The 23,064-nt window shown below is 75.0% G+C and carries 24 protein-coding genes; 9 read left to right on the top strand and 15 right to left on the bottom strand.

From position 1 onward, the window contains the following. Position 1 precedes the first annotated feature (1 nt). From HOP40_RS29525 to HOP40_RS29515, 3 genes are read left to right on the top strand one after another with little or no spacing between them, the layout of a single operon-like run. Positions 2-1,567 carry an FAD-dependent monooxygenase gene (locus tag HOP40_RS29525; RefSeq protein WP_172165017.1) on the top strand — a complete coding sequence of 522 codons (1,566 nt, stop codon included), beginning with the start codon at positions 2-4 and terminating at the stop codon, positions 1,565-1,567. 19 nt (positions 1,568-1,586) lie between these two features. Further along, complete coding sequence (locus HOP40_RS29520) at positions 1,587-3,269, top strand: (2,3-dihydroxybenzoyl)adenylate synthase (protein ID WP_172165014.1); 1,683 nt, start codon at positions 1,587-1,589, stop codon at positions 3,267-3,269. 55 nt (positions 3,270-3,324) lie between these two features. Further along, positions 3,325-3,756, top strand: a complete 432-nt coding sequence (locus HOP40_RS29515; protein WP_172165011.1) for a cupin domain-containing protein — start codon at positions 3,325-3,327, stop codon at positions 3,754-3,756. Between the two features lie 34 nt (positions 3,757-3,790). On the opposite strand, the gene HOP40_RS29510 is transcribed toward HOP40_RS29515, so the two are convergent. Then, entirely contained in the window at positions 3,791-4,369 is a 579-nt protein-coding gene (locus HOP40_RS29510; RefSeq protein WP_205346966.1) for a TetR family transcriptional regulator, read from the bottom strand. A gap of 64 nt (positions 4,370-4,433) precedes the next feature. Here HOP40_RS29510 and HOP40_RS29505 point away from each other — a divergent pair, with 64 nt between their 5' ends. Next, positions 4,434-5,228 (top strand): SDR family NAD(P)-dependent oxidoreductase, encoded by a 795-nt coding sequence (locus HOP40_RS29505; RefSeq protein WP_172165008.1) that lies wholly within the window; start codon positions 4,434-4,436, stop codon positions 5,226-5,228. Between the two features lie 28 nt (positions 5,229-5,256). Here HOP40_RS29505 and HOP40_RS29500 read toward each other — a convergent pair whose 3' ends face one another. From HOP40_RS29500 to HOP40_RS29480, 5 genes are read right to left on the bottom strand one after another with little or no spacing between them, the layout of a single operon-like run. After that, a complete protein-coding gene (locus HOP40_RS29500) occupies positions 5,257-5,931 on the bottom strand; it encodes a phosphonatase-like hydrolase (RefSeq protein WP_172165005.1) in 675 nt (224 codons plus the stop codon). After that, positions 5,928-6,755: a phosphonate ABC transporter, permease protein PhnE gene (phnE, locus tag HOP40_RS29495; RefSeq protein ID WP_172165002.1), complete on the bottom strand. Its 828-nt coding sequence runs from the start codon at positions 6,753-6,755 to the stop codon at positions 5,928-5,930. The genes HOP40_RS29500 and phnE overlap by 4 nt, the downstream gene beginning before the upstream one ends. After that, a complete protein-coding gene (locus HOP40_RS29490; RefSeq protein WP_172164999.1) occupies positions 6,752-7,480 on the bottom strand; it encodes a phosphonate ABC transporter ATP-binding protein in 729 nt (242 codons plus the stop codon). The genes phnE and HOP40_RS29490 overlap by 4 nt, the downstream gene beginning before the upstream one ends. Next, positions 7,480-8,376 carry a phosphate/phosphite/phosphonate ABC transporter substrate-binding protein gene (locus tag HOP40_RS29485; protein ID WP_172164996.1) on the bottom strand — a complete coding sequence of 299 codons (897 nt, stop codon included), beginning with the start codon at positions 8,374-8,376 and terminating at the stop codon, positions 7,480-7,482. Before HOP40_RS29485 ends, HOP40_RS29490 begins: the two co-directional genes overlap by 1 nt. A 25-nt stretch (positions 8,377-8,401) precedes the next feature. After that, entirely contained in the window at positions 8,402-9,523 is a 1,122-nt protein-coding gene (locus HOP40_RS29480; protein WP_240157353.1) for a TIGR03364 family FAD-dependent oxidoreductase, read from the bottom strand. 123 nt (positions 9,524-9,646) lie between these two features. Between HOP40_RS29480 and HOP40_RS29475 the strand changes: the two genes are divergently transcribed. After that, the gene (locus tag HOP40_RS29475; RefSeq protein WP_172164993.1) at positions 9,647-10,381 is read left to right on the top strand and encodes a GntR family transcriptional regulator; all 735 of its coding nucleotides are present in this window, start codon (positions 9,647-9,649) and stop codon (positions 10,379-10,381) included. Here HOP40_RS29475 and HOP40_RS29470 read toward each other — a convergent pair. Then, the gene (locus tag HOP40_RS29470; protein ID WP_172164990.1) at positions 10,378-11,445 is read right to left on the bottom strand and encodes a zinc-binding dehydrogenase; all 1,068 of its coding nucleotides are present in this window, start codon (positions 11,443-11,445) and stop codon (positions 10,378-10,380) included. The genes HOP40_RS29475 and HOP40_RS29470 overlap by 4 nt on opposite strands. 104 nt (positions 11,446-11,549) lie before the next feature. On the opposite strand from HOP40_RS29470, the gene HOP40_RS29465 reads away from it, so the two are divergent. After that, positions 11,550-12,002 carry a hypothetical protein gene (locus tag HOP40_RS29465; RefSeq protein WP_172164987.1) on the top strand — a complete coding sequence of 151 codons (453 nt, stop codon included), beginning with the start codon at positions 11,550-11,552 and terminating at the stop codon, positions 12,000-12,002. Positions 12,003-12,087: 85 nt separating this feature from the next. After that, a complete protein-coding gene (locus HOP40_RS29460; protein WP_172164984.1) occupies positions 12,088-12,999 on the top strand; it encodes an SDR family oxidoreductase in 912 nt (303 codons plus the stop codon). Between the two features lie 1,246 nt (positions 13,000-14,245). On the opposite strand, the gene HOP40_RS29455 is transcribed toward HOP40_RS29460, so the two are convergent. Further along, complete coding sequence (locus HOP40_RS29455) at positions 14,246-14,395, bottom strand: hypothetical protein (RefSeq protein ID WP_172164981.1); 150 nt, start codon at positions 14,393-14,395, stop codon at positions 14,246-14,248. Positions 14,396-14,495: 100 nt separating this feature from the next. On the opposite strand from HOP40_RS29455, the gene HOP40_RS29450 reads away from it, so the two are divergent. Further along, the gene (locus HOP40_RS29450) at positions 14,496-14,861 is read left to right on the top strand and encodes a DUF1330 domain-containing protein (RefSeq protein ID WP_172164978.1); all 366 of its coding nucleotides are present in this window, start codon (positions 14,496-14,498) and stop codon (positions 14,859-14,861) included. A gap of 10 nt (positions 14,862-14,871) precedes the next feature. On the opposite strand, the gene HOP40_RS29445 is transcribed toward HOP40_RS29450, so the two are convergent. Genes HOP40_RS29445 through HOP40_RS29415 form a run of 7 tightly spaced genes read right to left on the bottom strand, consistent with a single transcriptional unit; the run spans position 14,872 to position 22,537 of the window. Beyond that, complete coding sequence (locus HOP40_RS29445) at positions 14,872-16,074, bottom strand: TetR/AcrR family transcriptional regulator (RefSeq protein WP_172164975.1); 1,203 nt, start codon at positions 16,072-16,074, stop codon at positions 14,872-14,874. Positions 16,075-16,132: 58 nt separating this feature from the next. Continuing rightward, entirely contained in the window at positions 16,133-16,996 is an 864-nt protein-coding gene (locus HOP40_RS29440; RefSeq protein ID WP_172164972.1) for an SMP-30/gluconolactonase/LRE family protein, read from the bottom strand. Beyond that, a complete protein-coding gene (locus HOP40_RS29435; RefSeq protein WP_240157352.1) occupies positions 16,993-18,591 on the bottom strand; it encodes an AMP-binding protein in 1,599 nt (532 codons plus the stop codon). The genes HOP40_RS29440 and HOP40_RS29435 overlap by 4 nt, the downstream gene beginning before the upstream one ends. Next, on the bottom strand, positions 18,588-19,628 hold the full coding sequence (locus HOP40_RS29430; RefSeq protein WP_172164969.1) for an acyl-CoA dehydrogenase family protein: 1,041 nt from the start codon (positions 19,626-19,628) through the stop codon (positions 18,588-18,590). Before HOP40_RS29430 ends, HOP40_RS29435 begins: the two co-directional genes overlap by 4 nt. After that, positions 19,621-20,766, bottom strand: a complete 1,146-nt coding sequence (locus HOP40_RS29425) for an acyl-CoA dehydrogenase family protein (RefSeq protein WP_205346965.1) — start codon at positions 20,764-20,766, stop codon at positions 19,621-19,623. The genes HOP40_RS29430 and HOP40_RS29425 overlap by 8 nt, the downstream gene beginning before the upstream one ends. A 5-nt stretch (positions 20,767-20,771) precedes the next feature. After that, positions 20,772-21,545, bottom strand: coding sequence for an enoyl-CoA hydratase-related protein (locus tag HOP40_RS29420; protein WP_172164963.1), 774 nt, complete (start codon positions 21,543-21,545; stop codon positions 20,772-20,774). A gap of 17 nt (positions 21,546-21,562) precedes the next feature. Further along, positions 21,563-22,537: an LLM class flavin-dependent oxidoreductase gene (locus HOP40_RS29415; protein ID WP_172164960.1), complete on the bottom strand. Its 975-nt coding sequence runs from the start codon at positions 22,535-22,537 to the stop codon at positions 21,563-21,565. Between the two features lie 214 nt (positions 22,538-22,751). Between HOP40_RS29415 and HOP40_RS29410 the strand changes: the two genes are divergently transcribed. Then, positions 22,752-23,051, top strand: coding sequence for a Dabb family protein (locus HOP40_RS29410; RefSeq protein ID WP_172164957.1), 300 nt, complete (start codon positions 22,752-22,754; stop codon positions 23,049-23,051). The last annotated feature ends 13 nt before the right edge of the window (positions 23,052-23,064 follow it).

The following is a 23,064-nucleotide window of genomic DNA, read 5'->3' as shown; positions in this document are numbered from 1 at the left end:
CATGCGCATCGCCGTGGTCGGGGGCGGACCCGGTGGGCTGTTCTTCGCCCTCCTGATGAGGCGGGCCGACCCGTCCGTCGAGGTCACCGTGTTCGAGCGCAACAAGGCCGACGACACGTTCGGCTTCGGGGTCGTGTTCTCCGACCGGACGCTGGCCGGGATCCACGACGCCGACCCGGTGCTGCGCCAGGCGCTCACCGAGCACGGCCGGCACTGGGACGACATCGAGGTGCGGCTCAAGGGCGAGCGGATCCGCTGCGGCGGCAACGGCATGGCCTCGGTCGTGCGCACGACCCTGCTCGCGCTGATGCAGGCCCGCGCCCGCGACGTCGGCGCCGAGCTGCGGTTCTCCGCCGAGGTCACCCTGGACGACCTCGCCGGCTACGACCTCGTCGTGGCCGCCGACGGCAGCAGCTCGACGATCCGCGAGCAGCTCGACGCCGATCTCGGCGTCGAGGTGGAGACCGCGACGGCCAAGTTCGTCTGGTTCGGCACCGACTACCTCTTCGACGGGCTGACGTTCGTGCACGAGCGCAGCCCGGACGGCGTGTTCGCGGTGCACGGCTACCCCATCTCCGAGGGGGTGTCGACGTTCATCGTGGAGACCGACGAGGCGTCGTGGCGGCGCGCCGGGCTCGACGAGTTCGACGTCACGCAGCCGCCGGGCGTCAGCGACCTGGTCACGAAGGACTACCTGGAGAAGCTGTTCGCCGACCAGATCGACGGGAGGCGGCTGCTCACCAACAACTCGCGCTGGGGCAACTTCCGCACCCGCCGCACGCAGCGCTGGCACAGCCTGGCGCCGCGCCCGGTCGCGCTGCTCGGCGACGCCGTGCACACCGCCCACTTCTCGGTCGGGTCCGGCACGAAGATGGCGATGGAGGACGCGGTCGCGCTCTCCCGCGCGCTCGCCGCGTCGCCCGACGACCTCGGTGCGGCACTCGCCGCCTACGAGGAGGCCGCGCAGCCGTCCGTGCGCAAGATCCAGGACTCCGCGCGGCCCAGTCTGGCCTGGTGGGAGCACTTCGGGCGCTACCACGACGAGTTCGAGCCGTGGCAGTTCGCCTACCACTTCCTGTCCCGCAGCATCTCCGACGCGCGCCTGGCCCGGCGCGCCCCGGACTTCGTCGCGGCCAGCCACCGCGGCTGGGTCGACGCCCACGGCGCGGAGCCGCTGGAGACCCCGTTCGAGCGCGGGGGCTGGTCGACGCCGGGGCGGCTGGTGAGCGTGTCGCCGACCGCGGTGGCGGGCGGGCTCCCGTTCGCCGACGGGCCGCAGCAGCCCGGTGCCTGGGCCGCCCGCGTCGAAGCCCCCGCGGGTGAGGCCGGGCTCCCGGGGGTGTTCGACCGGCTGCACGGTTGGGCCGCGCTCGGGGAGCGGGCGCCGGTGCTCGTCGCGGTGCACGGCGGCACGGCGCTGACCCGCACCCTGGTCTGCGAGCAGGCCCGGATGCACGAGCGGCTGCCCGCGCTGCTGGTGGACGTCGACGGGGAGGAGGGCCTGCGGGACCGCGCGGTCACCACGGTCCTGTCCGGCCGGGCCGACCTCGTCGGGGTACCGGCGTGACCACCGAGGGAGACCGATGATGCCCAGCCCCATCCGCGACCACACCGTCGGGTGGCCCGCCGACCTCGTCGAGGACTACGTCGCCCGGGGCTACTGGCTCGGGGTCCCGCTCGGCACCGCGCTGCGGCAGGTCGCGGGCGGGCACCCGGACGCCCCGGCCCTGGTCGACGTCGCCGCCGGCGTGCGGCTGACCCACGGCGAGCTCGCCGACCGCGCCGACGCCGCGGCCGCCCGCCTGCTCGACCTCGGGATGGCCCCGGGGGAGCGGATCGTGGTGCAGCTGGGCAACGGGTGGGAGTTCGTCGTCCTCACCCTGGCCTGCCTGCGCGCCGGGATCGTGCCGGTCATGGCGCTGCCCGCGCACCGCCGCACCGAGCTGGCCTACCTGGCCCGGCACGCCGAGGCCACCGCGATCGCGGTGCCCGACCGGATGCGCGACTTCGACCACCAGGTGCTCGCCCACGACCTCGCCGACGACGTCCGCGAGGTCACCGGCGGCCCGTGGCACGTGCTCGTCGCCGGCGACGACGTCGCCCCCGGCAGCACCGACCTGCGGCGGCTCTGCAGCCCCGGCGAGCCGGCGGCGGACCGGGCCCGGCTCGACGCCCTCGCCCCCGGCAGCCGCGACGTGGCCGTCTTCCTGCTCTCCGGCGGCACGACCGGCCTGCCGAAGCTGATCGCCCGCACCCACGACGACTACGCCTACAACGCCCGCCGCAGCGCGGAGGTGACCGGCGTCGACGGGGAGACCGTCTACCTGGTCAGCCTGCCCGCGGGGCACAACTTCCCGCTGGCCTGCCCCGGCATCCTCGGGACGCTGCTGGCGGGCGGCACGGTCGTGACGCTGCCCTCGCCCGAGCCCGTCCGCGCCTTCGCGGCGGTCCGGGACGAGGGCGTCACGCACACCGCGGTGGTCCCCGCCGTCGCGGGCCGCTGGCTCGACCACGCCGCCGAGCACGGCGCGGGCGACCTCGCGTCGCTCCGCGTGCTGCAGGTCGGCGGTGCCCGGCTGGCCGACGAGCTGGCCCGCAGGGTCGCGCCGGTGCTCGGGTGCCGGCTGCAGCAGGTGTTCGGCATGGCCGAGGGTCTGCTCAACTACACCCGCCTCGACGACCCCGACGAGGTCGTCTGCACCACCCAGGGACGCCCGATGAGCCCGGCGGACGAGGTCCGGCTCGTCGACGAGCTCGACCGCGACGTCCCCGACGGCGAGCCCGGCTCGCTCCTGACCCGCGGCCCCTACACGCCGCGGGGCTACTACCGGGCCGCCGAGCAGAACGCCCGCGCCTTCACCGACGACGGCTGGTACCGCTCCGGCGACATCTGCCGGCGCACGCCCGAGGGCAACCTGGTCGTCGAGGGCCGTGACAAGGACATGATCAACCGGGGCGGGGAGAAGATCTCGGCCGAGGAGGTCGAGAACCTGGTCTACCAGCTGCCCGCGGTGGCGCAGGTGGCCGCGGTGGCCATGCCCGACCCGCAGCTGGGGGAGCGCGTCTGCCTCTACGTCGTGCCCCGGCCGGGTACGACCGTGACGCTCCAGGAAGTCCGCGACGCGATGGACGCCCTCGGCGTCGCGCGCTTCAAGCTGCCCGAGCACCTCGTCCTGGTGGACGAGCTGGCCGCCACGAAGGTCGGGAAGATCGACAAGAAGGCGCTGCGGGCCGACATCGCCCACCGGCTCAGCGGGACTCCGGCCTGACACGGCCGGCGTTGTCGCTCTTGTCCTCGTCGGGCCGCACCCCCACGCTCTCCCCATGCAGCCTGACGCAGCCGGGCCCACGAGGCTCATCCCCTACGCCGGGGACGTCATCCGCGTGCTCGGCGAGTGCGCGGGACTCGCGATCTGCGAGCTGACCGTCCCACCGCGGTTCGCCGGACCGCCGGCGCACGTCCACCACGGCTTCGACGAGGCGATCTACGTCCTCAGCGGAGCCCTCACCATGACGAAGGGCAGGGCGGATCCCGAACCTGCACCCGCAGGCACCCTCATCCTGGCTCCGCGCGGGGTGCGGCACACGTTCGCCAACCCCACCGACGACCCGGTCCGCGTCCTCGGGGTCTGGAGCCCGGCGGACGCCCTGACCTTCATGGAGGAGATCGGCGCGGCCCTTCCGGCCGCGGGTCCGCCCGACCCGGCCGCGCTGACCGAGATCTACCGGCGCCACAACAGCGAGGTGGACCTGTAGGCAGGCCGCGCTCCGCCCGGGCCGGCCCTGCCGCTCAGGCGCGCACGGCCGCCACGGCCTCGGCGAACAGGGCGGGGAGGTCGTCCGCGCCCGCTCCGGCGACCCAGCGGTCCGTCGCGAGGTCGAGGCAGGCCAGGGCGGCGGTGAGGATCGCCTGCGCCGCGGACTCGCCCACCGGTGCCGACGCCGGGCGGACGGCCAGCTCGGGGACGAGCAGGTCGGCCCAACCCTGGTGCTTCTCCGCCCGCCGCGCCCGCAGTGACGCCGTCTCCAGGCAGATCCGGCCGATCGCGAGCTCGCGCTCCGAGCTCCACGACCCGTCCGTCGCCAGCGAACCGGCCACCGCCTGCAGGGCCTCCCACGGCGCCTCGTCGGCCGGCCGGGCGCGCAGCGCGTCCCGGATCGCCTCGCCGGTGCCGGCGAGCGTGCGCAGGACGATGTCCTCCTTCGTACCGAAGTAGCGGAACAGCGAGCGGCGGGAGACCCCGGCGCCTGCCGCGATCTCGTCCATCGTCGTGGCCTCGAACCCGCGGGAGAGGAAGAGGTCCATCGCGGTCACGGCGATGTCGTCGCGCACGGTGCGGCGGGTGCGCTCCCACAGCGGCTGGCTCACGGGGCCACCTTAGCGCACGATGCCATGCTGGCACTCAGTGCCAGGCTGGCATACAGTGCACAGCATGAGTCGTATCGACCACCGCAGTCAGACCACGCTCGTCACCGGCGCCAGCTCCGGTATCGGCACCGCGTTCGCCCGTGAGCTCGCCCGCCGCGGCTCCGGGCTCGTGCTCGTCGCCCGCCGGGCCGAGCGGCTGGAGGCCCTCGCCGCGGAGCTGACGGCCGCGCACGGCGTGAAGGTCGAGGTCCTGCCGGCGGACCTCAGCCGGCCCGGGGCCGCGGAGGAGGTGCACGCCGAGGTCCAGCGCCGCGGGATCGGTGTCACGTCGCTGGTCAACAACGCCGGCTTCGGCGACAGCGGCCGGGTCCACGAGCAGGACCCGGCCCGGCTGCAGGACATGGTCACCCTCAACGTCGGGACGCTCGTCGGGCTCAGCCGGGCCTTCCTGCCCGCGCTGCGCGAGGCCGACGGCTACCTGGTCAACGTCGCGAGCGTCGCCGCGTACCAGCCGATCCCGGACCTCGCCGTCTACGCGGCGACCAAGGCCTTCGTCCTGAGCTTCACCGAGGCGCTCTGGCACGAGTCACGCGGCACGCGGCTGCGGGTGCTGTGCCTGTCCCCGGGGCTGACGGGCACGGAGTTCCTGGACGTCGCCGGCGAGGGAGCGGCGGGCGGGCGGACGACGATGCAGACCCCCGAGCAGGTCGTCGACACCGCGCTGCGGGCGCTCGGCCGCCGCCGCGTCCCGCCGAGCGTGGTCTCGGGCCGGCAGAACGCGCTCACCACGAACCTGCACCGGTTCCTGCCGCGGCGGGCGGCGGTGGAGCTCGTGGCGCGGGTGACGTCGCCGGGCTGAGTCCTGCGGCGTCGAGGAGCGGCCGGGCTCAGACCGCGCCCGCTCCGAGCCCGATCAGGGCGGGGAGGTCGGCGACGCCGTCGACGATCTCCGTCGGGTGCTCGGCGGCGAGTTCCGCACGGGTCTGGCCGCCGGTGAGCACGCCGACCACGAGGCCGGCCCCGGCCGCGTGACCGGCACGGACGTCGAGCACGGTGTCGCCGCCCACGAGGACGCGGGCGGGCTCGGTGACGCCGGTGAGCTCCATGGCGCGCCGGACCATGTGCGGCTGCGGCCGTCCCCCCGCGACCTCGGAGGCGCACACGACGGCGTCGAGCGGGTCGCCCACGCTCCACCCCAGCGCCTCCAGCAGGGGGTCGGTGACCTGCCGGTCGAAACCGGTGGTCAGCGCGATGCGCACCCCGGCGGCCCGCAGCGCCGCGAACGCCTCCGGGACGCCGGCCATCGGGACGGGCGGGGTGTCGCGGTAGCGGGCGGTGAGGCGGGCGACGAACTCCGCGTGCGCCGCCTCCACGACGTCGGGGCCGGGGTCGGCGAGCAGGGCGCGCAGGGCCTCGCGCTTGTCGGCGCCCATCCAGGTGCGGATCTCGGCGTCGGTGCCGGGGGCCCCGTGGTCGCGCACGACGTCGGTGAGGACGGCGTAGACGGCGCCGCCCTCGTCGACGGTCGTGCCGGCGATGTCCAGGGCGACGAGCTCGATCATGCTGCACTCCCGAGAAGGCGGCGCACGAGCGCCGAGAGCTGGTCGACGGCGACGATGAGCACGAGCACCACGAGGATGTGGGTGAGCATCTCGTCGAACTGGAACAGCTGGATGGACTGGTTGATCAGGAAGCCGATGCCGCCCGCGCCGACGAGTCCGAGCACGAGCGAGGACCGGACGTTGACGTCGAAGCGGTAGAGCAGCAGCCCGACGAACTGCGGTGTGACGGTCGGCAGCAGCGCGTGCGCCGCGACCTGGATGCGCCCGGCGCCCGCCGACCGCAGCGCCTGCGGCGGCCCGGGGTCGGCGTCCTCCAGCGCCTCGGCCCACAGCTTCCCCATCACGCCGACGTTGTGGCAGACGATCGCCAGCACGCCGGGGAACGGCCCGAGCCCGACGGCCGTGACGAAGACCAGCGCGAAGACCACGTCCGGCACGGCGCGCAGGAACGACAGGAGCCAGCGCGCCGGCTGGTAGGCCCAGGCGGGCGCGGTGCCGCGCGCGGCGAGCAGGGCCCCCGCCAGCGACAGCGGCACGGACAGCGTCGTGCCGAGCAGCCCGATCCAGAGCGTGACGAGCGCGCCCTCCAGGCTGGGCCCGAGCACGTCCCACGCGAGGTCGGGCGGGATCGCCTCGGCGAGGAACTCGGCCATGCCGCGCCACCCGTCGACCAGCGCGCCGAACGACACCTCGGTGGCGTTCCAGGCGACGACGTGCGCGGCGACCACGACGGCGGCGACGGCCCAGCCGAGGACGACCGCCCGGGGGCGGTGACGGCGGGCGGGGACCGGGAGGCGGCGGACCCGCGGGTCGAGCAGGGTCATGACACGGCCTCCAGTGCGGGCGTCCCGGGGTAGAGGGCGTCGACGGCGGCGGAGCCGATCGCGGCGGGGGCGCCGTCGAGGACGACCCGGCCGTCGCGGAGACCGACGAGGCGGTCGGCGTGGCGGCGGGCCAGGTCGGGCTGGTGCAGCACGGCGAGCACCGCCAGCCGTTCGACGTGCGCGAGCTCGGCCAGCAGGGCGAGCACCTGCTCGGCGGCGGCCGGGTCGAGCGCGGACACGGGCTCGTCGGCGAGTACGACCCGCGAGCGCTGGCACAGCGCCCGCGCCACGGCGACCCGCTGCTGCTGGCCGCCCGACAGCGACCCGGCGCGGTCGTGGGCGCGATCGGCGAGCCCGACGCGGTCCAGGCAGCCCATCGCCTCCTCGCGCACGGCCCGCGGGAACAGCGCGGGCACGAGCGACGCGCGCAGTGGCAGGCGGCCCAGCGCACCGGCGCAGACGTTGTCGAGCACGGACCGCCGCCCGACCAGGTGGATCCTCTGGAACACCAGCGCGACGTCGAGGGGGCCGCGCGCCCGGCCGTCGACGGTGACGGTGCCGGCGTGCACCGGCACGAGCGCCGCGGCCGCGCGCAGCAGCGTCGACTTGCCCGAGCCGTTGGCCCCGAGGACGGCGAGCAGCTCGCCCTCGGCCACGGTCACGTCGACGCCGTGCAGGACCTGGCGGTCGCCGAACCGCACGGTGGTGCCGGTGAGCGCGAGCATCAGACGTCCTCCTCGGTCAGGCCGAGGGTGGCGGCGAGGTCGAAGAGGGGCTGGTAGGTGGAGCGGTCGACCGGGACCAGCGGCCCGGGCGGGGAGACGTCGAGCAGGGCGCCGATCTCGCCGACGGCCTCGGGCGGCAGGGTCAGCAGGGCGTCGGTCACGGCGGCCTTGAAGGCCGGGTTCATGTCGCCGCGCACGGTGATGGGGTCGTTCGGGATGGGGTCCGACGTCCAGATCCGCCGGTACGCCGACGGGTCGAAGGAGCCGGCCTCGGTGGCGCTGGCCAGCTGCTGGGAGTTGATCTCCGCGGCCTCGACCGCGCCGTTGGTGAGGGCGAGGAGCGCCTCCGGGTGCCCGCCGGCGTAGTCGATCCGGACCTCGGACTCGGCGATGCCGGCCTCGGCCAGGGCCTGGCGGGGGAGGGCGTCGCCGGAGGTGGACCCGACCGAGCCCAGCGCGAGCGAGCGGCCGCGGAGCTGGTCGATGGAGGTGAGGTCGGAGGCGGCCGGCACCCAGATGCCGGCGGTGTAGCTGGAGAGCCGGCCCTCGGCGTCGCCGAAGGAGGCGATCGGCTCGGCCTTCGCCCGGTCGCTGGCGAAGACGTAGCCGAGCGGGCCGAAGATCGCGATGTCGAGGCGGCCGTTCTGCATGGCCAGGACCTCGGCCGAGTAGTCGTCGGTGATCGTCAGGTCCACGGGGCAGTCCAGTGACCGCGACAGCGCGTCGGCGAGCACCTGCGCGGCGGGCGTGAGGCGGGCGGGGTCCTCGAACGGCTCGACCCCGAAGCGGATCTCGCCGCCCGGGCACGTCGGTGACTCGGGGGCGGCCGGCGCGCCGCAGGCGGTGAGGGCGGCGGTGGTCAGGGCGAGGGCCAGTGCGGCGCGGTGGATGCGCATGGGGGTCTCCGGGAGAGGGGGTCGGTCAGAGGGAGTCGAGTACGGAGGGGGCGAGGCCGAAGGCCGTGGTCATGCCGATGCCGGAGGTCACGGACACCGCCGTGACGCCCGGTGCGACCGGTGCGCGGAGGAACTCGCCCGCCGCGGAGGCGTAGACGCCCCGCCAGCGGTGCACGACCCGCACGCCCGACGCCGGCACCCCGAGCAGGGACCGGGTCTCGGCGAGCAGCAGGTCGTCGAGGGACTCGTCGGAGAAGGGCGGGTGGGTGCGGGCGTAGGCGTGGGTGTCACCGACGACGAGGTCGCCGGCGCCGTCGGACCCCGGGGGCCGCTGGGTGATCATGTGGTTGACGACGGCGCCGAGCAGGTCGGGCCGCTCGGACTCCCAGCGCCGGCGCAGCGCCTGCGCGCCCGCCGTGCGGGACAGGGCCGGGTAGCGCAGCATCGAGCTCCCCGTGAGCAGGGCCGGGTCCAGTCGGACGCCCGGCACCCGGACCTGCAGCATCTGCAGGACGCAGCGCTGCAGACCGGCGTCCTCGGCCACCTCCGGCAGCAGCCGGTCCAGGTCGTGCCCGGTGCAGACGACCACGCGGTCGGCGTGCAGGTCGCCGCGCCCGGTCCGCACCACGCCCTCGGCGACGCCGAGCACCGGCGTCGCCCACCGGAACGCGACGCCCGGCTGCGCCGCCAGCCACGCGGCGATCGCCGGGGCCGCCGCGCGCGGGTCGACCCGCAGGTCACGGGGCAGGAACGCCCCGCCGAGCGCGCCCGGCACCCGCACCCGGGCGCCGACACCGGCCGCGTCGAGCAGCACCACGTCGTCGGCGCCGCGCTCGGTGGCCAGCTCCTCGAGGGCGGCGAGCTCCTCGGCCGCGCGGGCCACCACGACGGTGCCGGTCTCCAGCGCCGCGAACCCGGCCTCGCGCCCCAGCCGCAGCCAGGTGCCGCGGGCGCGCTCGCCGAACGCGAGCGCCTCGCCGACCTGCGCCGTGACGCAGCCGTGCCCGAAGTTGCGCACCGACGCCCCGACGGCGCGCTCGTCGCGCTCGACCACGGTGACCGACAGCCCGCGGGCGACCGCCTCGACGGCGTGGGCCAGGCCGACGATGCCGGCGCCGACGACGATCAGGTCACTGGTGGGGGTCACGGGAGGAACGGTGGCAGTGCCGGTCCCCGCTCCACAAGAGCTTGTATTGACAAGTCATCTGCCGTTCATCTCGGCGCCTGTCCCGGCCCGGTCGCCGACACCGCGACTTGTAGGGTCAGGTGCATGGCCGCGCCCCTGCACCGGACCGTCGCCGCCGAGCTGCGCGACCGGATCCGCAGCGGGGCGATCGGCGTCGGGGAGGCGCTGCCGTCGGAGACGCAGCTGTGCCGGGAGTTCGGCGCGTCCCGCGGTCCGGTGCGCCAGGCGCTGGCGGCGCTGCGCGACGAGGGCCTGATCGGTGGCGGGCAGGGCAAGCGCCCGGTCGTGCTCGACTCCGTGCCCGCGCAGCCGTTCGAGTCGTTCCAGTCGTTCACCACGCGCGCCGAGCTGACCGGCCACACCCCGGGGCAGCGGCTGCAGGAGATCGCGCTGCGCCGGCCCGAGCCGTCGGTCGCCGCGGCGCTCCAGCTCGACGACGACACCCCCGCGGTGCAGCTGCTGCGCCTGCGGCTGCTCGACGGGCGGCCGGCGATGCTCGAGCGGATGACCTACGTCGAGTCGGTCGGGCGCCCGCTGCTCGACGCCGACCTCGACGCCGGGTCCATCTACGCGCTGCTCATCGAGCGCGGCGTCGACCTGCACGCGGCCCGCCACACCTTCGACGCCGTGCCCGCCGACGCCACCGACGCCGCGCTGCTGGAGGTCCCGGAGGGCACGCCGCTGCTGCGGGAGCGGCGGCTGACGTCGGACTCGTCGGGCCGGCCGCTGGAGTGGTCCGACGACCGCTACCGCTCCGACGTGGCCACGGTGACCGTCACCAACACCCGCAGCTCGCGCGCCCCGGTCACCCGCCTCTAACCGACCGGCGCGACCGCCTGCCGGGGAGCCGTCCCGGCGCGCGCGGCCCGGACCGCCGCGTCGAGCTCGTGGAGGGCGAAGCGGCCGCCCACGAGCTCGGCGAACGGGTGGTCGCGGTGGTGCGCGGCCAGGAAGTCCATGGCGGCCTGCAGGTCCCCGGCGCGGTAGTTGTGCACGCCCACCACGGTGTGCAGGCCGCGGACCAGCCGCTCGGCGTCGAGGGGGACGGGGTCGGCCGGGGAGACCGAGCCGGCGAGCACCGCGACCCCTCCGGTGTCGAGGGCCCCCAGGCAGGCGGCCACGGCGGACGGCACCCCGGACAGCTCCATCGCGACGTCCACCGGCTCGACGCCCGCGGCGTCGGCGGCCACCTCGTCCGCGCCGAAGCGCAGGGCCCGCGCGCGGCGGCGGTCGTCGGGGTCGACGGCGACGACCCGCGCGCCCGCCGCGGCGGCCATCGCCACCGCCGTGACCCCGAGCATCCCCGCGCCGGTCACCAGCACCCGCCGCCCCGCGAGCTCGCCGCCCGCGCGCAGCACCGCGGCCACCGTCGCCGTGGCGCACGACGCCGGGCTCGCCACCACGTCCGGGACGCCGTGGGGCACCCCCACGACCGCCGTTCCGGGCAGCAGCACGCAGTGGGTGGCGAAGCCGCCGGTCAGCGGCGCCGCGCCGTCGAGGGGCTCGTGCCCGTACTTGCGCAGCCGCCGGCACTTCTGGGTCATCCCGCGCGCGCACCGGTCGCACGTGCCGCACGCCGCCGTCACCGACCACACCACGCGCCGGCCCGGCACCACGGGCGATCCGTCGACGCACGTGGGCGGGTCCTCGCCGACGGCGAGGACGGTGCCGACCTGCTCGTGGCCGAGCACCCCCGGCGCGGGGGAGGGGCGCCGGCCGGTGACGGAGTGCAGGTCGCTGCCGCACACCGTCGCCAGGTCGATCCGGACGAGGACCTCGCCGGGCCCGGGCACGGCCGGTGTCGTGGAGGGGACGACGACGAACGGCCGGCCCACTCCGTCCCAGCGGGCGTAGCGGACGGCGACGGGACCGGGTGCGCTCATCCCCGCAGCGTGGCACGAGGACGGCCCGTCGACCCACAACATGTCATGACAAGTCGGTGAACGGACCCGGGAGCGGTCCCGGGCCCGCGTGATCGGATGACCCCGTGCTGATCGCCGACCGCCGGGGGTTCTTCCGCCGGAGCTACGAGGTGCGCGACGACACCGGTGCGGCTGCGCCCGTGGAGCTGGTGCTGTCGACCTGGGGGCGGACCGGGGAGTTCGTGCTGGACGGGGTGGTGCACGAGATCCGGATGAGGCGTCGCTTCCTCATGGGCTACGACGGGGTGCTGGTCGCCGGGGGCCGGGAGCTCGCGCACGCGCAGGGCGTGGGCACGACCGAGTGGGAGCTGCAGGTCGACGACCGCCACCACCGGTTCGTCCGGCCGCACCTGTTCGGGCGCACCCAGCACGTGGTCGAGTCCGGGGAGGTGGTCGGCGTCGTGCGGCGGGTGGCGCTGGTGTCGGGTGCCGAGGCCGACCTGCCCGACCTGGCGCTGCCCGTGCAGCTGTTCGTCGTGGGCGCGCTGCTGCTGGTGTGGGAGGAGGAGTCGAGCTGAGCGGTCGTCGCGGGTCCGGCCGCCCGGGCGCGGTGCCCGTCGATCGTTGACCGGTCCTGTCAGGGATGGCCCGCACGATGGCGGCATGGACGCGTTGCGGGGGCGGGTGGCGCTGGTCGCGGGGGCCACGCGCGGGGCGGGCCGGGGGATCGCGGTGGAGCTCGGGGCGGCCGGGGCCACGGTGTACTGCACCGGGCGCACGACTCGGGCGCAGCGGTCGGAGTACGGGCGGGCGGAGACGATCGAGGACACCGCCGACCTCGTCACCGCTGCCGGCGGCGTCGGCGTCGCGGTGCCCACCGACCACCTGGACCCCGCCCGGGTCGCTGCGTTGGTTTCGCGGATCGACGCCGACCACGGCCGGCTCGACGTCGTCGTCCACGACATCTTCGGGGGCGACTTCCTGGCGGAGTGGGACGTGCCGGTCTGGGAGCACGACCTGGCCCGGGGCCTGCACCTGCTGCGCCTGGCCGTCGACACGCACCTGGTCACCGCGCACCACGCGTTCCCGCTGCTGATCCGGCAGCGCGGCGGGCTCGTCGTCGAGGTCACCGACGGCACGGCGGCCTACAACGCCGAGCACTACCGCCTGAACGTGTTCTACGACCTGGCCAAGATCGCCCCCATCCGGCTGGCCCGGAGCTGGGCGCACGAGCTGGGCCCCTTCGGAGCCACCGCGGTGGCCGTCACGCCGGGCTGGCTGCGCTCGGAGCTGATGCTCGACGAGTACGGCGTGACCGAGGCGAACTGGCGCGACGCGTGCGTGCGGGAGCCGCACTTCGCGATCTCGGAGTCCACGCGCCTGATCGGGCGCGGGATCGCGGCGCTGGCCGCCGATCCCGGGCGCGACCGCTGGCAGGGGGCGAGCACGTCGAGCGGTGACCTGGCCCGCGAGTACGGCCTGACCGACGTCGACGGTTCCCGCCCCGACGCGTGGCGCTACGTGGTGGAGGTGCAGGACGCGGGGCGTCCGGCCGACACGACCGGCTACCGCTGACCGGGACCGCGCTGCGCCTCGCGGTTGCGGCGCGGACTGTGGGGGCGGTGATCAAGGCTGGGTGGTGCGGGGGGCCTCGGTGATCGCCGGGAGTGTGGCGTGAGGGTCGTCGGAGGGGCGGTGGCGGTGCGGTTCTGCCGATCACCGCCGGGTGATCGCCGGGAGTGTGACGTGGGGGTCGTCGGAGGGGCCGTGGTGGTGCGGTTCTGCCGATCACCCACGCCCGGGTCGTCGGCGCAGCCGGGGCGGCCGCAGCAGGACCGGCTCCGCCCCGCACCATCACGCCTTGATCGCCAGGAGTGCACCGCCAGGGTCGTCGGCGGGATCGTGGTGGTGCGGTTTCGGCGATCACGGGCGTCGAGATCTCTCTCCGCCGCACCTCACGGCTGTGGTGACGACCGTGAGGTGCGGCCGGCGATGATCAAGGGCGGCTGCGGCAGGGGCCGGCTCCGCGCACCATCCGGCCTTGATCGCTGGGAGTGCACCGTGAGGGTCGTCGGAGGGACCGTGGCGGTGCGGTTTAGACGATCACTGGCGGGTGATCGCCGTGAGTGTGACGTGAGGGTCGTCGGAGGGGCCGTGGCGGTGCGGTTCCGGTGATCACCGCCTGCCGCACCCGGGCCGTCCTCGCAGCCGGGGCAGGGCAGCCGGGGCAGCGCAGCCGGGGCGGCCGCAGCAGGGGCCGGCTCCGCCGCCGCACCATCCGGCCTTGATCGGCGGGAGTGCACCGCCAGGGTCGTTGGTGGGACCGTGGCGGTGCGGTTTCGACGATCACTGGCGGGTGTCGCCGGGAGTGTGACGTGGGGGTCGTTGGTGGGGCCGTGGTGGTGCGGTCCCGGCGATCAGCGATGCCCGGGTCGTCGGCGCAGCTTGGGTGGCCGCAGCAGGGCCGGTTGCGCCCCGCACCATCCGGCCTTGATCGGGGGAGGGCACCGTGAGGGTCGTCGGCGGGGCCGTGGCGGTGCGGTCCCGGTGATCACCGCCGGCCACGCCCGGGTCGTCGGCGCAGCCGGCGCGGCCGCGGCAGGGCCGGCCCCGCCCCGCACCATCCGGCCTTGATCGCCGGGAGTGCGCCGTGACGGACGTCGGCGGGACCGTGGCGGTGCGGTTTCGCCGATCACCCGCCAGTGATCGCCGGGAGTGTGACCTGAGGGTCCCGCGGGGGACCGTGGTGGTGCGGTTTCGGCGATCAAGGCCGTACGTGCCGAGTACCTGACGTGGTGATCGTGACAGAGGGCCTGCTCCGCTACAGGCGGCGCAGGGACCGGACGAGCCAGGCGCCGGCGCCGAGGCAGCAGGCCACCCCGGGCAGCAGGGCCCCCACCGCAGCCAGCATGACGCCGACGGTGAGCACGGACGTCGCCAGCACGAGCTGGACGAGCAGGCCGGGGGTCACCCGCCCATCCTCCTCCACCCCACCCGGAAAGCAATCGTACTTGCGTGCACACCTGCAAGTATGTGACGGTGGGACGGAACCTGAGGAACGAGGAGAGACGATGATCGAGATCGACGAGGCCGCCCTGGACGCGCTCGCGGGGGAGGCTCCCGAGGGTCCGGTGGTCATGCTGAACCTGCTCCGCTTCCGGCCGGACGGCGGGCGGGAGAGCTACCGGCGCTACGTCGAGCACCTCCGCGCGGGCGTCCACCAGCGCTACGGCCTGGAGGTCGTCTACCTCGGCGACGGCGGACGCGCGCTGGTCGCCGACGAGGGGCAGGCCTGGGACACGGTCGCGCTCGTGCGCTACCCGAGCCGGCAGGCGTTCGTGGACATGGTCCGGGACCCCGAGTACCGGGCCGGGGCGCACCTGCGGGCCGAGGCGCTGCTCGAGTCGGTCCTGCAGCCCACCGTTCCCGCCGGGTGACCCCGGCCGGTCACGCCACCGGGAGACCGAGCACGGCCCGGGCCGCGCGGGTGAGCTCGGCGGTGAGGACCGGGTAGCGGCGCAGGTGGGGGATCCGCACGCAGTCGTCGACGGCGGTCTTCGCCGTCTTCACCAGGGTGGCCGCGAGGGCGTCGGGCAGGTCGGGCCGGGCGACGGAGAGCCAGCGCTGCCACTCCGCGACGTAGTCGGCCTGGATGCGGTCGATGCGCTCCCGGGCGGCGTCGGGCAGGTAGAGCCGCTCGGTGAGCCAGACGGCGAGCAGGTCGGTGGCCTCGCGGGCGACGCGGACGTAGCCCTCGACCAGCAGGCCGAGCACCTCCTCGTCGGGGCAGGGGGTGCGCATGGCGCGGTCCGCCTCCAGCGCGAGCCACTCGTGGAAGCGGCCGACGGCGGCGACGAGGATGTCGGCCTTGGTGTCGAAGTACCGGTAGAGGGCGGGGCCGACGATGCCGAGCCCGGCGCCGATGTCGTCGATGCTGACCCCGGCGAAGCCCTTGGCGCGGAACTCGCGGGCCGCCACGTGCAGCAGCTGCTCGCGACGCGCGTTCGGCTCCCGGCCGGCCTCGTACACCGGCCCGTCCGGTGCGACGGCCGCGGGGGCGGCGATCACCCGCTGGCTCGCCTCGGCCAGCTCCTGGGTGAGGCGGGGGTGGGGCAGCGCGCTGTCGTAGAACCCGGGCCCGGAGATGATGCTGACGGTGACCCAGCTGCGGATGTCGGCAGTCTCGGGGGCGAGGTCGCCCCGCGTGGCGCGCACGACGAGCTCCTCGAGCTGCTCGGCGATCCACCGCGTCCGCCGCCGGACCAGGCGGAAGTCGTCGACCGCCAGGTGGCGGGCCTCGCGCTGCCAGAGCAGGGACAGCCGGCGGCTGTCGAGCGCGGCCGCGGTGAGCGCCACGAGGCGGGCCTCGACGTCGTCCGCGCCCGTCGGCTTCGCCCCCAGCTCGGTGATGACGTCGATGACGTGCTGCTGGTCCTCCCGCACGACGTGCGCGAGGAGGGCCTGCTTGTTGTCGTAGTGGCGGTAGAGCGCCCGGGCGGTGATGCCGCTGGCCTCGGCGATGTCGTCCATGCGCACGGCGTGGAAGCCGCGGACGCTGAACAGCTCGCCCGCGTTGCGGGCGATCTCGGCGCGGCGGTGCCGGGGGCGGGTGCGGGGTGGGGGCAGCGACCCTGCCGGGGCAGCGTCCATGCCGTGGTCTCCTCTCGCCCTGCGCCGGCATCCTAGCGAGGGAGACCACGGCGGGACCTCAGGCGGCGGGCGAGCCCGTGCGCCCCACCCGGGCGGTGGTGACGACGGCCGTCGACCGCCCCTGGACGAAGTCCTCCAGCGTGGTGGCGTTGCAGGCCATGTAGAGCGTGCCGAGGTCGTCGTCGCCGAACGCGCAGGAGATCGCCTGCGCGCCGGTGACGGGGACCTTGTCGGTGAGCTCGCCGCCCTCGACGACGCGGTAGAAGCCGGCGTCGTCGCCCGTGGTGAGCGCGTTGCCGAACCACACGCCGCCCTCGTCGTCCAGCGCGATGCCGTCGGGCATGAAGCCGTCCGCGAGCTGGGCCCAGGCGCGCGGGCGCGACAGCGACCCGTCGGCCGCGACGTCGAAGGCGGTGATCCGGTGCAGGAACGTCTCGGCCAGCAGCAGGACCCCGCCGGGCGCGAGCGCCATGCCGTTCGGGAAGAGGACGTCGCCCTCGACGCGGTGGACCTTCCCCTCGGGGTCGATGTGCGCGAGCGCCGTGGGCCGGGGGTCCTCGGTGCCGACGGCGAAGCCGAAGTTGCCGACGTAGGCGTGCCCGGCGGCGGTGACGAGGAGGTCGTTGCCGGGGCCGCCGGCGATGTCGCTGAAGTCGGCGTAGGTGCTGAGGGCGCCGTCGGCGCCGATCCGCTGCACGGTGGCGTCGGCCTGCGAGACCACGAGCGTCGACCCGTCGGGCAGGAAGCCGAGGCCCGAGGGCGCCCCCGGGACCTCGGTGACGGTCGTGGCGTGCCCGTCCGCGTCGAAGGTCAGCACCTTGCCGCTGAAGAAGTCGCTGGCCCAGAGCCTGGCGTCGTGCCAGCGCAGGGACTCGAGGAACCGGTGGCCGGAGGCGAACCCGGTCGGGGTGTGCTGCGTCATCGCGTCACTTCCGTGGGGGTGAGGGAGGCTCGCGCGAGCTCGCGGAGCCGGAACTTCTGGACCTTGCCGCTGGGGTTGCGGGGGAGCTCGTCGAGCAGGATCAGGCGCTCGGGGAGCTTCTGGCGGGTCGTCCGCCGCTCCGTCAGCCAGGCGACGATCGCGGGCAGCGTCACGGTCTCCCCGGCGGCGGGGACGACGACCGCGCAGACCCGCTCGCCCAGCACCGGGTCGGGCGAGGACACGACGGCGACGTCCGCGACCGCGGGGTGCTCGAAGAGTTGGTCCTCGATCTCCCGGGCGCTGATGTTCTCGCCGCCGCGGATGATGATGTCCTTCTTCCGGCCGACGATCTGCACGTAGCCGTCGGCGTCGATGCGGGCGAGGTCGCCGGTGCGGAACCAGCCGTCGCCGGTGAAGGCGTCGGCGTTGAGCGCGTCGTCGAGGTAGCCCAGGAACAGCTCCGGCCCGCGCACCTCGAGCTCGCCGTCGGGCGAGAGCCGCACCTCGGCCGCGCCGATGGTGCGCCCGTCGGTCTGCGCGCGCTTCTCCACGGGGTCCGATGCGTTGCTGCTCGTCGCGGTGGGGTGCTCGGTGGAGCCGTAGCCCCGGCTGACCGTGCACCCCAGCGCGGTGGTCGCCGCCCGGACCAGCTCCGGCGGGACGTCGGCGCCGCCGCAGGCGAACACGCGCAGCGAGCTCACGTCGCGCTCGGGCAGCGACGGGTGGTGGACGAGCCCGTGCAGGAACGGCGTCGCCGCTACCACGAAGCTGCAGCGGTGCTCCTGGATGAGGTCCAGCGCGCGCCCGGGCTCCCAGACGTCGAGCAGGACGACGGTGCTGCCCAGCATGAACGGGAGCTGCATGCCGTAGAGGACGCCGATGATGTGGCCGACCGGCGAGGGCATGAACACGACGTCGGCCGCGGTGAGCCCGAAGAACTCGATCATGCTGCGGTTCTCGTGCTCCAGGGTCCAGTGGCTGTGCAGCACGCCCTTCGGCGCGGAGGTGGTGCCGGAGGTGTAGAGCAGCAGCGCGATGTCGGCGGCCGTGCGCGGGGCGTCGACCCCCTCGGCGCGGCCCTCCTCGAGGAGGTCCTCGAAGCGCAGCCGGCCCTCGTCGGGGCCGGCGCCGACGACCACGACGGTCCGCAGGGCCGGCACCTCCGCCCGGATCTCGTCGACCATGGCGGGGTAGTCGAACCCCCGGAACAGCCGCGGGACGACGACGACCGTCGATGCCGCCTGCGCGAGGATGAACGCCGTCTCGCGGTGCCGGTAGATCGGGATGATCGGGTTGCTGACGGCGCCGAGCCGGATGGCGGCGAGGTGGACGACGATCGCCTCGGCCCGGTTCGGGAGCAGCCACGACACGACGTCGCCGGGCCCGACGCCGCGCCCGCGCAGGGCCGAGGCGAAGCGGTTCACGGCGCCGTCGAGCTCGGCGTAGGTCCAGTGCCTGCCCCGGTCGACGACCGCGACGGCCGCCGGTGTGCGCCCGGCGGCCGCGGCCAGGTGGTCGTCGACGAGGTCGTCGGTCCAGTACCCCGCCGCGGTGTTCCGACGCGTGCGCCCGTCGTCGGGCATCGTCGCCTTCACGTCCGCCTCCCGCCGTCCAGGAGGGCTGCCCCGACCCGCTGCCGGAGCTCGACCTCGTCGCCGTACCAGCCGCGCAGCGCCAGGGCGCGCCGGTAGTACCAGCTCACGTCGCTCTCGGTGGTGAAGCCCATGCCGCCGTGCAGCTGGATCGCGTCCTCGCACACCGCGACCGCGGCCTCGGCGGCGTGCGCCTTGGCGGTCCAGGCGAGGAGGTCCAGCTCGGCGGGCGACGCCCCGGCGGCGTCGGCGACGGCGGCCAGGCACAGGTTGTGCAGCCCCGTCGACCGCGCGTGCATATCGGCGGCGATGTGCTGCACGGCCTGGAAGCTGCCGATGGGGCGGCCGAACTGCTCGCGCTGCCCGACGTGCTCGACGGTGCGCTCCAGGGCGCCCCGGGCCAGACCGCTGAGCTCGCACGCGAGCAGCAGCCGGGCCCAGGCGCTCAATGCGGGGACGCGCCCGTCGCCGGTGAGGACCCGGTCGGGGACGACCGCGTCGAGCTCGACGCGGGCGAACGCCGTCGCCGGGTCGGCGCTGTCGAGGGCCTCGACGTGCACCCCCGGTGCGACCGCGTCGACCAGGCAGACCGCCTCCCCGGCCAGCACCACGAACCGGTCCGCCTGCGCCGCGAACCGGACGGCGCCGACGCTGCCGGTGAGCCGCTCCCCGGTCAGCGCGACGGTCCCGAGGTCACCCGAGCCGTCACCTGCACCGGGGTCGACCAGCGCGGCCGGCACCCCTTTCCCGTCCGCCTCGACGCCCTCCACCAGGGCCGGGAGCAGGCTGTTCTCCAGCTGCGGGCCGATCACCAGGTGCCGCCCGTACTGCTCGAAGACCGCACCGAGGTCCGACAGCGACGCCCCGAGGCCGCCCCGGTCCTCCGGCACGGCGAGCGCGTACCAGCCCAGGTCGGCCGCCTCGGCGGCGAGGCCCGGGTCCCAGCCGCCGTGGTCGAGCAGCGCGCGGCGGCGGTCGCCGTCGTAGGCGCGGGTGAGGTAGTCGTCCACCGCGGTGGCGTACTCGTGCTGCTCAGCCACGGGGGAGCTCCAGGAGTCGTTGGGCGACGATGGTGCGCTGGACCTGCGCGGACCCGCCGTAGATGGACGCGGCGCGGGAGTAGAGGTGCTCGTGCGCCCAGTGCCCCGACCGCAGTCCGGACGGGCTCGCGCCCGGCACCGCGCGCAGGGCGCCGAGCAGCCCGGCGATCTCGGCGAAGACGGTCTGCTCCACGTCGTTGAGGACGAGCTTGTCGACCGAGTCGGCCGGCGTCGGCCCGACGCCGGCGACGAGCCGGGCCGCGGTCTGCCGCGTCTGGGCGTCGAGGACGCGCATCGCGACGTGCGCCCGGCCGACCGCGGCCCGCGCCCGGTCGCCGACCCCGCCGTGCGCGCGCAGCGCGGCGACGGCGTCGTCGAGGGCGACCTCCAGCTCGACGCGGCGGCGCAGGTTGGCACCCGAGCGCTCGCTGCCGAGCGTGTGCGTGGCGATGGCCCACCCGTCGTTCAGGCCGCCCAGCAGGTTGCCCCGCGGCACCCGCACCTCGTCGAGGAAGACCTCGCAGAACTCCTCGTCGCCGGTCATCTGCCGGATGGGCCGGGTGGTGATCCCGGGACTCGCCATGTCGACGAGCAGGTAGCTGATGCCGGCCTGCTTGCGCACCGCGGGATCGGTGCGGACCAGCAGCGCGCACCACTGCGCCTCGTGCGCCCAGCTCGTCCAGATCTTCTGGCCGGAGACCACGAAGTCGTCGCCGTCGACCACGGCCCGCGTGCGGAGCGAGGCCAGGTCGGACCCGGCCTCGGGCTCGGAGAAGCCCTGGCACCAGATGTCGTCGCCCGACAGGAGCCGCGGGAGCAGCTCCCGGCGCTGCCGGTCGGTCCCGTAGCGGTCGATCGACGGGCCGACGACCTCCAGCCCGATCAGGCCGACGGGCTGCGGGGCCCGCGCGCGGACGAGCTCCTCGTCGAAGACCAGCTGGTGGGCGTGGGTGAGCGCCTGGCCGCCCGCCTCCCGGGACCAGGCGAGCCCGGCCCACCCGCCGTCGAACAGCGTCCGCTGCCACCGCCGCAGCACGGCGAACCGGCCGTCGGGATCGGCGGGGACCGTGGGGATCTCGGTACCGGCGAGCCAGGACCGGACGCGGGCGCGGAACGCCTCGGGGGACTCCTGCGTCACGGCGCTCACCGTCCCGTGTAGACGGGGGTGCGGCGGTCGAGGAAGGCGTTGACGGCCTCCTTCGAGTCCGCGTGGCCCGACAGCTCGCGGGTCAGGCCCTGCTCGAACTCGTAGCCGGACTTGAGGTCGGCGTACTCGATGCCGTTGAGGCTGCGCTTGGCCAGGCGCAGCGTGACCGGGCTGTGGCGGGCGATGGACCGCGCCAGCTCCTGCGCCGCGTCGAGCAGCTGCTCGGGCGGGACGATCTCGACGATCCCGCCGTAGGGCAGGAGCTGCTCGGCGGGGTAGAGGTCGCCGGTGTAGTGCATCAGCCGCACCATCCCCTGGGGCACCAGCCGGGAGAGGTGCTTCGCGCCGCCCAGCACCCCGACGTTGACCTCGGGCGTGGCGAACCGGGCGCCCTCCGCGGCGACGACGAGGTCGCACGAGGCCGCGATCGCGAGGCCGGACCCGACGGCGACCCCGTGGACCGCGGCGATGACCGGGTAGGGCGAGTCGTAGATCGCCCAGAACGCCTCCCGGGCCAGCTGCAGCCGCTCCGGCGCGTTGTCCGGGTCGAGCGTCTGGAACTCGGCGAGGTCGTTGCCCGCGCAGAAGTGCTTGCCCCGCCCCGCGAGCACGACGACCCGGGCCGTGGTGAGCCGGTCGGGCAGGGTGCGGAAGAACGTGCGGATCTCGCTGTAGAGCTGGTGGTCGGTGGCGTTGACCGGGGGCCGGTCCAGCCACGCGGTGGCGATCGGGCCGTCCTCGTGCCACTCGATGAGCTGCAGGTCGTCCATGCGCGGTTCTCCTCGGGTCAGCGGTGGTAGGCGGCGGCGAACGCCTCGAGCTCGCGGGGGATGTCGCGCCCGGCGGGCTGGAAGTGGACGTGCTCGCACCCGCCCTTCTCCAGCTCGGCGAGGCGGTCCCGCCACTGGTCACGGGTGAGCGCGACGCCGGAGCCGACCATCACCTCGCGGGTGACGAAGGGCCGGTCGATGTCGTTGACGCCGACCACGTGGCGGTCGTGCAGGGCGATGTGCCGGACGTTCTCGGGGACGCCGTCGTACGCCGCGGCCCAGACGTGCCCGCCCTCGCCGAGCAGCTCGTCGATCACGCCGTGCTCGACGGCCCAGTGCAGGTAGAGCGCGGCGGCGTGACCCGCCGCGTCGAGCACCCGTTCGGATCCCGGGTCCTCCCCGTCGTCGAGCACGGTGCCGATGACCATCATCGTCTGCCGGCCGAAGTCCGGTTCGGGGACGGTGATCCGGAACAGGTCCGCCCCGAGGTCCCTCGCGACGCGGGTGCCCTTGGGGCCCTCACCGGCGACGGCCCACGGCACCGAGACCGGCAGGGCCGGGCCGAACCGCTCGTCGGGCTGGATGAGCTGGATGACCGCGCCCTCCCACTCCACCTGCTCGCCGCGCAGGAGGGCCTGCACGACCCGCGTGTAGTGCTCGACCTCCGCCCACGGCACGGGCGGCCGGCCCATGGCGAGGCGCCCGGTGAAGCCGCTGCCGACGCCCACGAGCACGCGGTCCGGGCCGGCGGCGTCGACGAGGGTGGTGATGGCCGAGGCCGTGACCATCGGGTGGCGCAGGCTCGGGATCAGGACGCCGGGGCCGAGCACGATCCGCTCGGTCAGCCGCGCGGCCCGGTCCAGCACCATCCAGACGTCGGGGTAGAGCGCGGGCGAGTCGTAGCAGAGCGCCCTCTCGTAGCCGAGCTGCTCCGCGATGCGGATGTGCTCGGGGGTCTCCAGGGACGTGGCGAACGAGCATCCCAGCTTCATCGTCGGGCCTCTCGGTCGTGGGGACACGCGCTCCGGCGGAGGGGCGTCGGGGACTGAAAGTAGGTCGACCGGTGCGGCGTTGTCAACGAGCACTAACGGCATCATGGTTGCGGAACCGACCGCAGTGACGCTTTCACCAGCGCAACGGCTGGTGTCCGGAGTCATCGACCGCTAATGTCCACCGCGGCTCACGCACCGACGTCAGGAGGGCGACATGCTGCTGCACTGCCTCACGCTGAGGTTCACCGACTCCGCGACCGCCGCCGAGATCGAGGCGTTCCGCGCGGCGCTCGCGGCACTGCCCGGCCAGCTCCCGTTCCCGATCCGCACCCGGCAGGGGCGCGACCTGGGGGAGCGGCCGACGAACGCCGACTACGCGGTCGTCACGGAGTTCGCGGACGCCGAGGACTTCCGGGAGTACCTGCGGCACCCCGCTCACCTGGCCGTGCCGCGCGGCCACGTCGAGTCGGTGCACAGCGTGCAGTTCGTGGTGGAGGGCGGTGCGGACGCCTGAGACGGGGGACGCC

The organism is Pseudonocardia broussonetiae, from assembly GCF_013155125.1.
GTDB classification, from domain to species: Bacteria; Actinomycetota; Actinomycetes; order Mycobacteriales; family Pseudonocardiaceae; genus Pseudonocardia; species Pseudonocardia broussonetiae.
This window is presented reverse-complemented; position numbering and strand designations above follow the sequence as displayed.

Excerpts from the sequence above, each read along its gene's own strand:
- HOP40_RS29525 (WP_172165017.1), top strand. The coding sequence starts at position 2 with ATGCGCATCGCCGTGGTCGGGGGCGGACCCGGTGGGCTGTTCTTCGCC.
- HOP40_RS29520 (WP_172165014.1), top strand. The coding sequence starts at position 1,587 with ATGCCCAGCCCCATCCGCGACCACACCGTCGGGTGGCCCGCCGACCTC.
- HOP40_RS29515 (WP_172165011.1), top strand. The coding sequence starts at position 3,325 with ATGCAGCCTGACGCAGCCGGGCCCACGAGGCTCATCCCCTACGCCGGG.
- HOP40_RS29505 (WP_172165008.1), top strand. The coding sequence starts at position 4,434 with ATGAGTCGTATCGACCACCGCAGTCAGACCACGCTCGTCACCGGCGCC.
- HOP40_RS29500 (WP_172165005.1), bottom strand. The coding sequence starts at position 5,931 with ATGATCGAGCTCGTCGCCCTGGACATCGCCGGCACGACCGTCGACGAG.
- phnE (WP_172165002.1), bottom strand. The coding sequence starts at position 6,755 with ATGACCCTGCTCGACCCGCGGGTCCGCCGCCTCCCGGTCCCCGCCCGC.
- HOP40_RS29490 (WP_172164999.1), bottom strand. The coding sequence starts at position 7,480 with ATGCTCGCGCTCACCGGCACCACCGTGCGGTTCGGCGACCGCCAGGTC.
- HOP40_RS29485 (WP_172164996.1), bottom strand. The coding sequence starts at position 8,376 with ATGCGCATCCACCGCGCCGCACTGGCCCTCGCCCTGACCACCGCCGCC.
- HOP40_RS29475 (WP_172164993.1), top strand. The coding sequence starts at position 9,647 with ATGGCCGCGCCCCTGCACCGGACCGTCGCCGCCGAGCTGCGCGACCGG.
- HOP40_RS29470 (WP_172164990.1), bottom strand. The coding sequence starts at position 11,445 with ATGAGCGCACCCGGTCCCGTCGCCGTCCGCTACGCCCGCTGGGACGGA.
- HOP40_RS29460 (WP_172164984.1), top strand. The coding sequence starts at position 12,088 with ATGGACGCGTTGCGGGGGCGGGTGGCGCTGGTCGCGGGGGCCACGCGC.
- HOP40_RS29450 (WP_172164978.1), top strand. The coding sequence starts at position 14,496 with ATGATCGAGATCGACGAGGCCGCCCTGGACGCGCTCGCGGGGGAGGCT.
- HOP40_RS29445 (WP_172164975.1), bottom strand. The coding sequence starts at position 16,074 with ATGGACGCTGCCCCGGCAGGGTCGCTGCCCCCACCCCGCACCCGCCCC.
- HOP40_RS29440 (WP_172164972.1), bottom strand. The coding sequence starts at position 16,996 with ATGACGCAGCACACCCCGACCGGGTTCGCCTCCGGCCACCGGTTCCTC.
- HOP40_RS29420 (WP_172164963.1), bottom strand. The coding sequence starts at position 21,545 with ATGGACGACCTGCAGCTCATCGAGTGGCACGAGGACGGCCCGATCGCC.
- HOP40_RS29415 (WP_172164960.1), bottom strand. The coding sequence starts at position 22,537 with ATGAAGCTGGGATGCTCGTTCGCCACGTCCCTGGAGACCCCCGAGCAC.
- HOP40_RS29410 (WP_172164957.1), top strand. The coding sequence starts at position 22,752 with ATGCTGCTGCACTGCCTCACGCTGAGGTTCACCGACTCCGCGACCGCC.